This window comes from Oscillospiraceae bacterium CM, assembly GCA_022870705.1.
Taxonomy (GTDB): Bacteria; Bacillota; Clostridia; order Oscillospirales; family Oscillospiraceae; genus Sporobacter.
The window spans coordinates 739883-752716 of sequence record CP072107.1 but is presented as its reverse complement, the minus strand read 5'-3'; the positions used below and the strand labels follow the sequence as shown (position 1 = coordinate 752716).

Here is a 12834-nt window from a genome sequence, read left to right as displayed (position 1 = left end):
AAAAACCGTAAAGCCAAAGACCTTGTTTGTTACAACATGACGGTAAATCATCAGCACAATCACCGTTCCTACAAAGGACACCACTCTTGCTTCCGGTCCTTTTCAGTCTGCTTATGCACATCACCCAAGAGCCTGTCTATATTGGACTTTGCCGTGAGCAATTCCTTCATTTCCTTGCGCGTAGCAGAATACCCGGAATAGGTTCTTTTCTTTTCTGCCAGCAGCGTTGCATATTCGGTTTGGAGCGCCTTTATGGTAGGAATTTTCTTCTCCGGCAGTATATCGAACGCAGACTTTGCCGCCTTGTGCAGCAGGATGTCCGAAGCGTTCTCCTCATAGAACTTTTTGCTGTATCCGGCTTTGCGATAGGCGGTGTAAACATCGCGGGTTTTGGAATAATTGATGATGTGTGCTTTTAGATTCCCGATCTCGGCCATGCGAGTTTCGGCGGCCTTGATCTGTGCCGACAGTTCGTTGAAACGGGCGGTTGCCGCCGCAGCTTTTTCTTCAAGCTCTGCGTATTCCAACAAATTGTTTTCGGTAAGAAAATTCATCGTCTGCGCCATTTGCTTGAGGTTGAAAACCTTGACCCAGCGTTCGTAACCTGGGCCTTTTCCTGCCTGCAATTTTGCTTGAATATCCACCAGCAGATTGACGCCCTGTGCTTGTCTGGCAGGGTGTTTTGTTTTGCCAAGTTTACGGGCTTTCCCTCCGGCTATAACAGAACGAATTTCATCTTCTGAATATCCTTCGCCAAGAGAGCGGAGACGGGTGAATTTCTTCTGCTCGGCGATACGGAAAGCAAGGTGTTTGCCGGTCTTGACTTCATAACCCGCCTGCCGAATATCCTGTAAAAACGCATTAAAATCAACGGGCTTTTGGGCAAGAGCGACATCAATCACAATCCGAAGTTTTTCCTGAAAAGAGGGCTTCCGACTATCGCCCAGCCATTTCCCGTAATGCTTCTTTCCGCGCTTGGGATTCTCAATGATGGAAAGACCGTGTTCCAGACAAAACCTGTCGCTGATTTTCCGAACGGCAAGGCCGGAACCACGGAAATCGCGGAACTTGCGCTGACAGTCCAGTGAGGTGGAATTATAGATGATGTGGTTGTGGATATGCGCTTTATCAATGTGGGTCGCCACAAGAAAAGCATGGCGGCCTTTTGTCCAACGCATCCCCAACTCGTAGCCTATACGGTTGGCTTCCTCCGGCGTGACCTCGCCGGGTTTGAAGGATTGGCGTATCTGATAGGCGATTACATCATTTTTCTGTTCCCTGCCGGTGATAGACTTGTATTGTCGTTTAGCAAGAAGAAACTGCGCGTCCACGATGGCGGGGTCGCATTCATAGGCGCTGATGTATTCGCCGTCATTTGTCTTATCGGGATTTTTAGAATAATCGGTGCGGTCTGTCAGGCATTGGGCAATGGTCTTGCCCTTATTAATGTGCATGGAAATCAGGCGTGTGGTTGCCAAATGAAAATTCACCCCCCATCGAAAACGGCGGGGCGCTTCAAGAGCGCATCCCGCCGTCTTTTTTATGTATCGCTATCCTTTTTCGGAAGAATCCGAAGCTGCTTTCTCCGTTCCAACGCCTCAAAATCTACAGCCGAAATGAGTTCCAGCGTATCCGGGCGAATGACAATAATCTGTCTTTGCTTCTCCCGTGCATAGCGAACGGTATAAGCCGTGCCACCTTTGTTCCCACCGTCATAAACGGCCAAGAGATATGCGGCATGATCCACCATGTAGCGGTTGCGTTCCAGCATACACTCCGGCGTGTAACGAGTATTCAGCGTAATGACATCATCGCAATCTGCAAGCGTATTGAAATACCGCTCCCGCTGCTCCGGCGACCATTTGCTGGCCTGTGTTTCACAAGGAAGCACGGCGACCAGCCGCACATTCGGATACTGCCGCTTCATATCCAGCACGATCCCGGCACACCACTGGTCTGTCCCCAAGGCCATGCCAGTATAAAACGTGGAAACGCCGATTTCTATCAACCTGCTGATCTGAGCCGCCAGCGTCAGCTTGAGCCGTATGCATTTCTCATCTTCCTCATCATAACCAAAACTGAATCTTACCGGACGATGCCCGGTAAACGCGCAAGCCATTTTCATTGACATTCTTTTCTCCTGTCCTTCATAAGTAATGTTAGTAACGCGACATATTATAGTTGTACCAACATGTTTAAGTCAATGATACCATCACATAAACTAATGCTAAAAGGTGGTGTCAAGTTGAAAGAGAAAAAGGATATCAATGTTGAGATAGGCAACAGAATAAAAAAGGCCAGAGAAATGGCCGGACTTACGCAGGATAGATTTGCGGAATTGATCGGAATGGGGACTAAGAATATATCAGCTATCGAACGTGGCGCTGTGGGTGTTTCCTTATCTTCCATTAAGAAAATCTGTCTGGTCTTATCTATTTCCAGCGACGATCTTTTATTTGAAAATAGAACAGAAAATGATATGAGTGCCCTGACTTCACGGCTCAAACGTCTGCCGTCAGAACAATTTAATATTGCCAATGATATTTTGAATAAGCTGCTCGAAGCGTTTGCTATTTCAGATAAGCAATAAAGAAAAAGGCGGCTTGCGTCAGAGTAACTGAAGCGCAAGCCGCCTTTTTGTGGTTCATTCTTATATTGCTTTTAGCCTGCTGTTCAGGCCATCCACCAACTCCACCAGTAAAGACGCGAACAGCGGTATGCCATACGGGGAGATGAGCCACGCCAGAATCACAATCTTTACGCCCTCCCAAAACTCGCCCAGCAGAACCATCGTGCCAAGAGCAACGGCAAAGATGACGAAGGCCAGTATTCCGAGGATCATCGAAGAAAAGGCGCAGAGGAACCGGCATGCCGCCACAAAGATGGTCAGCAGAAGAATAACGGGAAACAGCAATATTTTTAATAATATTCTCATAAAGGAACCTCCTTGCAGACGGGGTTTTCTTGTTTACAGCAAAATCATAGCGCACAAAGACGCGGAAGTCCATTTTGCCGTCCCGCACAGGAGTATACGCTCCATCACCGAATATCGGAAAGCTCGGTGAGTATCTTGCCCGCCATGCCCCATAAACGGTCGTAATTCTGGCGCAAATCCTCTATATCGGCTACATAGACATTTCCGGTTTCGTGTGCTCGGCGCGTGAGCTGGTTCAGGTTATTGCTGCACCGGCGCAAGAGGGAAACAAGTTCTCCCACGGCAGATAAATCCAGATTGACCACATAGCCGTCAACCGCCATTTTGCGCAGATAGGCTCCCATATTGCGGGTACCCATCTGCGCCATTTTCTGCTCGATCAGCTCCCTTTCATGCTCCGATACCATGAAGTGTAGCTGGATGCTCCGTTTCCGGTTCGCCATGACGTCACCGCTCCATTTCCGTTTTGGTATGCGGTTTGTGTTCTGTCGGTTTGGCCTGTAACTGTTTTTTGACCGAGGGCTTTCGCAAGCGCAGCGGCTGATCACGGTTTTCATCCTTTTGAATAAACGCGAAAATCCCTTTCCGATCCTTGAGTGTAGAGAAGGTGAGGGACTTGAACGGTAACAGGGCGAACAGGCGGTCGTGGTCTTTGGTGGAAGCCCGGATGAGGAAATCCGGCGAGATCTGCGCCATGAAATGCGTGCCGCTGGGACTGTTGGGTTCGCGCTCGGCTTGCAGACGCCGGAGCAGCCGCGCGGCCTCCGCCTGAATGTCCTCTTTGGTAAGAGGCTGGGTCAGTAGATATTCGCGCCGCGCCTGATTGATGAAAAGGTCTACCAGACCGGGATGCGCTCTATCTACAATAAATTCCCGGTTCCGATTATCCCCAAAGCCGTTCTCATCGTCAAAGACAGGAATCGTTCGCGCCCAATCCTTATTTTTGCGGTCAATGCGCCCATCCCAATCTTTCTCGCGGACGGTGTTCGCAAGCACATAGAGAGTGCGGTCAAATCCAAACTCGACAATGACCTGTTTTGCGGTGTCGCTGCCGAGACAGTTATTGCGGTAGTTGTCCCGGATGGCGTCGTCGATGGCATCCCGGCAGGCAATGTTCGCCTTGTGGGAAGCGCGGTATTGTTCCAGCTCATTATTTTCCCGCGCGTAGACAGCGGGATATTTGTATACGGGTATCGTATTCATATGGAACCTCCTGATTACAGAATTGAGTAATTTATGATAAAATCTTTCGTGTAAAGCGGGGTGAGCAAATGGCATACAGTGAACAGATGTGGCAGGACGCCAAACAGAAATGCCGCCTGAATAACGAGGATATTGAGCTTGCCAAGCGCCTCGGACTGAACCCGCGCAGCCTGATCAAAAACATCCCAAACAAAAGCGAGCCGTGGAAAGCGCCGGTCAGCGTATGGCTGCATGAGATAGACGCCAAGCGTCAGAAGAAAGCGGCGCAAAAGCAGAAACGCAAGGCGAAAGCCGACGAAAAAACCGAATGACGGCTCCGGCGCAAAGCACATGGCTTCGCCGGAGCCGCCGCTTTATCTGACCTCATGCGCGCGGTGACTTACTTTCTTTTCGGCTATCCGATCCGGCACATACTGCTTCAAAGCATCCAGCACGGAGGGTCGCTCGGTTTTGGCAATGGTTTGCTCGGCCTGCGGAGAGGGTCGATCCATATTAAGCTGCACTGTCAGCTCCGTAAGCCGCGCGGACTTCTCTTGAAGCTCCGATTCCTGCGGAAAGGGCTTGCCGACCTCCAACTTTGCCGCCTCCACTTGAGCATATAGGTTATCAAGCTGAGCCTGCACGTTTTTTAAGCGCTCTGGCATCATGGTAAGAGCGTTGTCAATGCGGGTCAGGTTGCCACGGGCATCTTTACCCAGCTCCACCCGATGGGACACTTCCCCTTTAAGGGTTAGATTGTAGACTTTTTCAAAAGCATCAAAGGATACCTGCATGACAAAGCCGCGATAGCTGCCGATCTGCACCGGGTCACGCCCCTTGACCTCCTTACAGGCGTCCAGCAGCGCGGCACCGGCGTTTTCCTTGTCGGTAAGGTGATCGCCGCGAACCTCCATACCGGAAAATCCATCCATCGGGTGTGGGTGTGCCGCCAAAGTCACCATGTCCGCCTGAAAGCCCCGGATAAAGCCCTTGCTTTGCTCAATCTGTTCCGGGAAGTATTTCAGCAGGTTATCCTCCAGACGGAACTGCTTGCTCTGGTGGTCAGCTTTCATCAGCCGGAGCCGGGATACGTCGATGTCCAGGTCCATACGCTCCTTGATGAGCGGATTTCCGGCGCACAGAGCCTTGATTTCGGCATAGGAGAGCGCCGTTTCGTCGATGTCCTCACAGGAACGCACCGGGCTTTTACTGGACATGATCTGCGAAATGAATTTTTGTTTGGTTTCCACGGTCTGATACAGATAGCTGTCAAAGGTTCCTTCCGTCACATAGCGGAAGATATGCACCTGCTCGTTTCCGTTGCCCTGCCGGACGATACGCCCCTTGCGCTGCTCCAGATCGCCGGGCCTCCACGGACAGTCCAAGTCGTGGAGCGCGAAAAGCCGATCCTGCACGTTGGTGCCCGCCCCTAATTTGAAGGTACTGCCGAGAAGCACGCGCACCTGGCCGGAGCGCACTTTGGCAAACAGCTCCTTTTTGCGCACATCGGTGTTAGCCGAGTGAATAAACGTAACCTGCTCGGCGGGAACGCCGCGGGAAACGAGTTTCTGCCGGATGTCTTCATACACGGTGAATGCCGGTTCGTCAAGGGTATCCGACGCTTCCGCCATGTTCTCCAGCGCGCGCAGCTCCAGGCCGTTGATGGTCTTGTCACCGGCTTTTGCCGCCTGTGCCTGCGCTTTCGCCGCCCCCGCCTTTGGTGTGGATATGTCGCAGAACACAAGCTGGGTCAGCTTTTCAGACTGTCCTTCATCCCAAATGCGATAGATATTATCCACGCACAGGTTGACCTTGCTCTGCGGTTCGTCGGGCAGCATGGGATTGATGATACGCTGGTCGAGGCCGAGCTTGCGCCCGTCTGAGGTGATTTTGAGCATGTTATCTTCCGTTGGGTCTACCGTGCCGGAATGGACGAGGGAGGCGCGTTCGGAAAGCGCCTGCACCATCTCCTTCTGATGGTCGGTGGGATGGGCCGCCACGTTATGGAATACCGCTTCCGGCACGGGAAGGTCAAGCTGGTCGGCGGTCTTGATGTCGGCCACTTCCCGAAACAGGTTCATCAGCTCCGGGAGATTGAAAAACTTGGCGAAGCGGGTACGCGCCCGGTAGCCGGTGCCCTCCGGGGCAAGCTCGATGGCGGTGGTGGTTTCCCCGAACCGGCTGGCCCAGCAGTCGAAATGGGTCATGTCCAGTTCTTTTAGTCTGTCATACTGCAAATACCGCTGAATGGTATACATCTCGGTCATGGAATTGCTGATGGGCGTGCCAGTGGCAAAAATAATGCCACGGTTGCCGGTCAGCTCATCCATATAGCGGCACTTGGCGAACATATCCGAGGATTTCTGCGCGTCGGTGGCGGCAAGCCCGGCCACATTGCGCATTTTCGTATATAAAAAGAGGTTCTTGTAATTATGGCTTTCGTCCACAAACATGCGGTCAACGCCGAGCTGTTCAAAGGAAATAACATCGTCCTTGCGGTTGGAGGACAGCAGCTTCTCCAACCGCGCCTCCAGGCTTTTTTTCGTGCGTTCCAATTGCTTGACGGTGAAACGCTCGCCGCCGCTTTCCTCTACCTCGGCAATACCGTCGGTGATCTCCCATATCTGCTCCTGCAAAAGCCGTTCCTGCCGCTCCGGGCTGATGGGGATGCGTTCAAATTGCGAGTGGCCGATAACCACAGCGTCATAATCGCCGGTGGCGATGCGGGCGCAGAACTTCTTGCGGTTATGGGTTTCAAAGTCCTTTTTCGTTGTGACCAGCAGGTTCGCGGAAGGGTATAGCCGCAGAAATTCCGACGCCCACTGTTCTGTCAGATGATTGGGCACCACAAAGATGCTTTTCTGGCACAGCCCTAGGCGTTTCCCCTCCATACAGGCCGCTACCATTTCAAAGGTCTTGCCCGCGCCCACCTCATGGGCGAGCAAGGTGTTGCCGCCGTAGAGAATGTGGGCAATGGCGTTTAGCTGATGCTCCCGCAGCGTAATTTCCGGGTTCATGCCGGAGAAAATGATGTGCCTGCCATCGTATTCGCGGGGGCGGGTGCTGTTCATTTCCTCGTTGTACTGACGGACAAGGGTCTGCCGCCGCTCCGGGTCGCGCCATATCCAGTCCCGGAAAGCGTCCCGGATGGCCTGCTGCTTTTGGGAGGCCAGTGTCGTTTCTTTGGAATTGAGAACACGGCGCTCCTTACCGTCCGCGTTCTCTACAGTGTCGTAAATACGGATATCACGGAGGTTCAGACTGTCCTCCAGAATCCGGTAGGCATTAGCCCGGTCGGTACCGTAAGTTGTGTAGGCGGCCACGTCGCTGTAGGGTACGCGGGTCTTGTTCGTGATCTGCCACTCAGCGGTATAGGCAGCGTATTTCACCTCAATGGTGCCGCGCAGATAGCGGGGCGTGTTGAAGGTTTCCTCCATAAACTGCTGGATGTAAGTCTTGTCAATCCACGTCGCGCCCAGGCGCACCTCAATCTCCGAAGCGTCCAAATCCTTGGGCTGCGCTTTTTCCAGCGCCTCCGCGTTGATCTGAAACGCCGGGTCGCGCTCCGCCGCGCGGCGGGCCTCCCGGAGCTTTTGCCGAACATTGCCGGAAAGGTATTCGTCGGCGGTCTGCCAGCCCGCGAGAGGATCGTCGCCATAGGTGGGGTCTTTGAAGATCACGCCGGTGAGGTCGAAAATGACCTGTTCTTCGCTTATACCGGTGAGCTGCGCCATGAAGGGCAAATCCACCTTGGCGCGTTCCCCGATGGAAACAGCCAGCGCTTCGGCGGCGGTATCCACGGAGGTGACGCTGCGCTGCTGCCGGATGGTGCGCTTGGTAAACATATCGGCCTTGCGCTCAAAATTGCCGTCATCGTCCATCACCTCCAGAGAACACAGGAGGTAGTAGGAGGAATCATCAGAGAACGCCAGCTTGTTGCCCCGGCTGCTGATGCGGTCATACTTGGCGGCGAAAGCGTCGTAAAGCCGGTTCAGCTCCGTTTGCTTTTCGCGGATGGCCGCGTTTGGGGTAAATTCGTCCATTTGCAGGTCGATGAGCTGATGCACGCAGTCCCGCAGTTCCACCATGCCCCGGACACGCTCCAATGCGGTGTCGTTCAGGCTGGGGCGCACCATGCGGGAGTTTTCCCGGTAGTACACCTCGCCGTCCGCCAGGGTGTAAGAGTAGTTTTTTACATTGGGATCGGCGGGGATGGAGGTGTCGATGGCTTCACCTTCGCCCAAGTCAGGCAGCTCGGCCTCTGCATACTGCCCGGAGATATGGGCAACCGCTTCACGGAGCTGGTCGGCAAGGTCAGCGCCGGGAATGGGCGCGACGGTGTAATCCTGCCTGCCGTACTGTGTACTCTCCGAGGTGGGTGTGCCCAGCACCATCTCCGGGTGGTCGATGAAATAGCTGTTGATGGCAAACCCATCAGGGGTCTGTCCGAGGTGTATCCAGTCCGTGTCGATCTCAATGGGACGGTCGCGTTTCTGCAAAAACAGGATATCCGACACGACTTCCGTTCCGGCGTTGGCTTTGAACGCGTTGTTTGGGAGCCGTATAGCCCCCAAAAGCTCCGCACGCCGGGCGATGTAGCGCCGTACCTCCGGGGACTGCTTATCCATCGTGTAGCGGGAAGTAACAAAGGCGATGACGCCGCCAGAACGCACCTGATCGAGCGTTTTAGCGAAAAAGTAGTCATGAATGGAAAAGCCAAGCTTGTTGTAAGCCCGGTCGTTGACCTGATACTGCCCGAAGGGGACGTTCCCCACGGCGAGATCATAAAAGTCCCGCCGGTCGGTGGTTTCAAAGCCTGCCACGGTGATGTCGGCCTGCGGGTAGAGCTGCCTGGCGATCCGGCCCGTGATGCCGTCCAGCTCCACGCCGTAGAGTTTGCTGCCGCGCATTTTCTCTGGCAGACAGCCAAAGAAGTTTCCAACGCCGCAGGCTGGTTCCAGGATGTTGCCGGTCTGGAAGCCCATATTGCCGACCGCTTCATAAATGGCTCGGATGACCGTGGGGCTGGTGTAGTGGGCATTCAGGGTGGAGGCTCTTGCGGAGGCGTATTCCTCCGGGGACAGAAGCGATTGCAGCTCCTTATACTCATTCGCCCACGCGAGCTTGCCGTCATCGAAAGCGTCTGCAAGGCCGCCCCAGCCCACATACCGGGAGAGGATTTCCTGTTCTTCCGGTGTTGCCGCCCGATTTTCCTGCTCAATATTTTGCAGGGTACGGATGGCTTCCATGTTGGCATGAAACTTGGATTTCGCGCCGCCAGCGCCCAGGGTATCGTCGGTGATGCTGTAGTTTTCGGCGGGGGGCTGGATTTCCGCTGTTGTCCGTTTCGGCTGCGGGTAATGTCCCATGAGCCGCAGGAAGCTCTCTTTGCTTTCCGAACGGAAAACGGGATACAGGAGTGAGGGATCGCGGAGCTGTATGTCGAACAATCCGATAGTTTCAATGACAAAGGGTCTGCCGTCCTCCAAATATACGGTATCGCCCGCAGCATATGGGAACGGCTCCGATTCGGCTGTATCGTTTTTACTGCGTTCAACCGTGAGCCATTCAGCCGCCTCTTTATCGGCTACAGCCTTTCGGACTTCCTCCAGATAGGCGTTGGCCTGCCATTCGCTTGTAAATTCTTCGGTTACGCCCTCATCATCCACATAATAGCCGTCGTGAAGGTCATCCCAAATCGCGTAACCTTCTTCGGTTTCCACAACGGCAAACCGCTCATGATGAGGATTGGCGCTTTCGGAGGCAGTTTTTTCGGCAGAGGCAAGCAGCGCGTCCGTTTCAGCCTGTACTTCCGGGCTGGACAAACGCTCCCGGATAGCGATGGGGTCAACATCGTCCAAGTTGTCATACTCGGCCTCGGTGTAGAACCTGTCGGCGGCCATAAGCTGCGCGATGCGCCGCTGTACCTTGGGCCATGGCACATCCGTCGCCGCGCCGTCCGCGGTCACGGGAAAGGCGGGCAGATCGTCGCCGTACTCGGCCCGCAGGAACGCGGCGGTATTCTTATCGCGGGCATGGCGCTCCATATGCCGGACAACGGCGTGCTTGCTTTTAATTTCGCCGTTCCATTCTTGCAGGGCCGCGTCGATGTCCTCCTGGGTGACTCCGCGCTTCTCCGTCTCCGGCGCGGAAGGCATCGAAAAAGCGGAGGGCTGTTCGCTCTCCGCTTGCGGGGACGATTCTTCTGTTCGCAGTTCCGGTGGCGGTGGCTCTATTGGCGGGGTTTCCGGCAAGCCTGCCTGTTCCCGCTGCCGCTCGGTAAAACGCGTCTTTTCTTCGACGGTCAGATACTTGTCATTGGCAATAAGAAAGTCAAGCCGCTTGGCGACGGCGATCCACGAGAGAGTGAGCTTATCATCGTCCGGCCCGCGCTTGTATTCAATGCCTTTGGCGCTGTGATCCTCCCAACTGCCGTCCGCGCCGGAAAGGGCGTGGCTCCTGCCGCCTGTGCCGTACTCATTTTTAAGGAAATCTGCTTTCTCCTTCGGGCTGTGGGGCTGGGTGAAAAAGGCGTAAATGCGGGACTTCCCGCCCTCAAAGCTGCTGCCCCCCGCAAGGGCGGCGTCGGCTTCATCCTGTGTGATGAACATCCGCAGGGGCGGCACATCGGTCATTTCGGAAACGTACTCGCGCCGGGGTAATCTTAAATCCCGCAGGGCGTCCAGTAACTCCACCGGCCTATGGAAGTGAAAGCGCAACAGGCCGCGATCCTCCCCATAAGCATCGGCAAAGCGTTCCAGCTCGGCGGTGATTTCGGAATGGCTGTCCGGTTGGGCAAGCAACTCCGCAATATGGGCGGTGCTGTCGGGGAAGCCGCCCCGGAACAGTTCATCATCAAAAAAGGTCTGCCGGGCCTCGTCGGTAAAATCCTGATGTAGATACCAAAGGGTTTGCGCAAGCCGGGTACGTTCATAAACGTCAACGGTGGCAAGCTCAGCCTGTGGGATATATTGCCCCTGCTCCAAAAGTTCCCCGACGCGGCGCTCGGCCTGCTCCCAGGGGATAATCTGTTTGAAACGGGCGTACTGAGCCGTTTCACCTTTGGCAATATGGATACCGTCGCCGCTAAACCATACGGATACCTTTTCGCCGTTTAAGTACAGGCCCTTACCGCCCCGGTATTCCCGCCGCAGGAAAGCGGCGTTTTCCTCAGCACCTTTATCCATGCGGTACATGGCGCAAATGCGCAGAAGGCTGTTGTCCGAATTGCTGCCGGTGCGCAGGATATGGTCAATATCCTGCTGCGGCAACGAAAAAGCGGAGGGCTTCTCGCTCTCCGCTATCCGCAGTACCTGTTCCTGCTCCGTGGGGAAAAGGCTTAATTGTAGATAAGCTCCGCCAGGATCGTTTCCTCGGCCTGGGCTTTCAGGTTGTTCATCAGGCCCACCCAGCGTATCGGGTCGGCGGCTTTCAGGCTCTCCGTCACGCCCGCCGATCTCATCATTTCCGGCATCATCCGATCGATCCGGCTGTTCGCTGTCCGGTCGATCTCCAGCAGGTGCGGATACAGCTTCTCTTGCAGCAGCAGGGAATTGTATAACACCTGGCGATGCTCCTTGAGGTAATTCTTCCTCATGCGCCCGTATTTTCCGATGCTCTCCGTCGGCTCCGTCATCGTCAAGTCGGGAATCAGATAATCCCCGTTCGGGCTGTAGGTCAGATTGCTCTCCATGTGTGACGCTCCTTTCCGCGCCTTGCGTTAGCAAGTTGTGTTCGCGCTCAACATTTTTAACGGTGACTTCGATTTGCCGCAGTACCTGCCGGGAAATCTGGCTGGTTGCCGTCCCCAGGGCGGCAACGGCGGTGGGGGTGTTGAAATCAAAGATGCTCAGGTAATCCTCATGTTCAAAATACTCATCGGGGTCGATACCGCAGCGTTTCATCAGCATGTAGGAAATGCTCACCGTGGCAGCTTCCCGAAACGCGACGCCTGTGTTAAATTCATCATAGTCTTCTAAAAAACTGCCGTCAACGTTATAGAGGATGTCGCGCCGGTTATCCATCCAGTATTCGTCGGCCATCTGCGCGGCGATGCCTTGGAGCTGTTCGGCAAGGCCGTCCGCGCCGGAAACTTCATATTCCCGTTCAAGCATGGCCGATACCGCATCCTCATGTTCGGGGTTCAGTTCCCAAAGGAAAGGGCGGCGGGAATTGTCCCCGCCGCCCGTGTCGGATACATCGAACACATATCTAAGTCGTGGTTTATCTCCGGAGGCGTCGATAAGCGCAATGCCCTTGGAGCCGCGCCGGACATACCGGCGCATTTTTTCGTTCCAAAACTCATATTCCGCACAAGCCGTAGCTCCCGGGCGCTGTGCGTAAATCATAAGCTGTTCGTTATATGGGTATTTATAGAGCCGCGCGGCGGTGGTCAGAAACTCCGTCCAGTTCTGGCGGCTGCCGGTGAGCTGCGCCGCCGCGTGGTCGGCCATCTGAGCGTAGGCTTGTACTTTGCTGGGCATGTTATTCCTCCTGTTCCTCATAGTCGGGAATGAGCGTTTCAGAAAGACCGGCGTATTCCTCGTCGCTCATGCCGCGCAGCTTTTCCGTGACGGAACGCGTTAATTCTAAAAGCTCCGTTTCGTCCGGCTCCAGATGGCTGGACATGGCTTCAAGCCCCACAATCAGCCCTAAGCGGGTGCCGGTGCCGTAGATGCACATCAGGTTGATTTCTTCAACAGTGAATTTCCCCATAT

9 protein-coding genes are annotated in these 12834 nt (G+C 54.5%); 2 read left to right on the top strand and 7 right to left on the bottom strand.

Features of this window, described 5'->3' with window-relative positions; translation table 11 throughout:
* Positions 1 to 68: 68 nt before the first annotated feature.
* Complete coding sequence (locus tag IZU99_03840; GenBank protein UOO38396.1) at positions 69 to 1478, bottom strand: relaxase/mobilization nuclease domain-containing protein; 1410 nt, start codon at positions 1476 to 1478, stop codon at positions 69 to 71.
* A gap of 62 nt (positions 1479 to 1540) precedes the next feature.
* Entirely contained in the window at positions 1541 to 2125 is a 585-nt protein-coding gene (locus IZU99_03835; protein UOO38733.1) for a DUF1273 family protein, read from the bottom strand.
* Between the two features lie 120 nt (positions 2126 to 2245).
* Here IZU99_03835 and IZU99_03830 point away from each other — a divergent pair, with 120 nt between their 5' ends.
* Positions 2246 to 2590, top strand: a complete 345-nt coding sequence (locus tag IZU99_03830; protein ID UOO38395.1) for a helix-turn-helix transcriptional regulator — start codon at positions 2246 to 2248, stop codon at positions 2588 to 2590.
* A gap of 60 nt (positions 2591 to 2650) precedes the next feature.
* Here the strand turns inward: IZU99_03830 and IZU99_03825 are convergent, their stop codons facing one another.
* The 3 genes from IZU99_03825 to IZU99_03815 form a co-directional block, all read right to left on the bottom strand.
* Positions 2651 to 2935 carry a hypothetical protein gene (locus IZU99_03825; protein ID UOO38394.1) on the bottom strand — a complete coding sequence of 95 codons (285 nt, stop codon included), beginning with the start codon at positions 2933 to 2935 and terminating at the stop codon, positions 2651 to 2653.
* Between the two features lie 104 nt (positions 2936 to 3039).
* Positions 3040 to 3378, bottom strand: coding sequence for a plasmid mobilization relaxosome protein MobC (mobC, locus tag IZU99_03820; protein UOO38393.1), 339 nt, complete (start codon positions 3376 to 3378; stop codon positions 3040 to 3042).
* 4 nt (positions 3379 to 3382) lie between these two features.
* Positions 3383 to 4138: a DUF3849 domain-containing protein gene (locus IZU99_03815; GenBank protein ID UOO38392.1), complete on the bottom strand. Its 756-nt coding sequence runs from the start codon at positions 4136 to 4138 to the stop codon at positions 3383 to 3385.
* 68 nt (positions 4139 to 4206) lie between these two features.
* On the opposite strand from IZU99_03815, the gene IZU99_03810 reads away from it, so the two are divergent.
* A complete protein-coding gene (locus IZU99_03810; protein UOO38391.1) occupies positions 4207 to 4449 on the top strand; it encodes a hypothetical protein in 243 nt (80 codons plus the stop codon).
* A 42-nt stretch (positions 4450 to 4491) separates the two neighbouring features.
* Here the strand turns inward: IZU99_03810 and IZU99_03805 are convergent, their stop codons facing one another.
* Both IZU99_03805 and IZU99_03800 read right to left on the bottom strand, forming a co-directional pair.
* Positions 4492 to 12600: a DEAD/DEAH box helicase family protein gene (locus tag IZU99_03805; GenBank protein ID UOO38390.1), complete on the bottom strand. Its 8109-nt coding sequence runs from the start codon at positions 12598 to 12600 to the stop codon at positions 4492 to 4494.
* Position 12601: 1 nt separating this feature from the next.
* On the bottom strand, positions 12602 to 12832 hold the full coding sequence (locus tag IZU99_03800; protein ID UOO38389.1) for a transposon-transfer assisting family protein: 231 nt from the start codon (positions 12830 to 12832) through the stop codon (positions 12602 to 12604).
* Positions 12833 to 12834 lie beyond the last annotated feature (2 nt).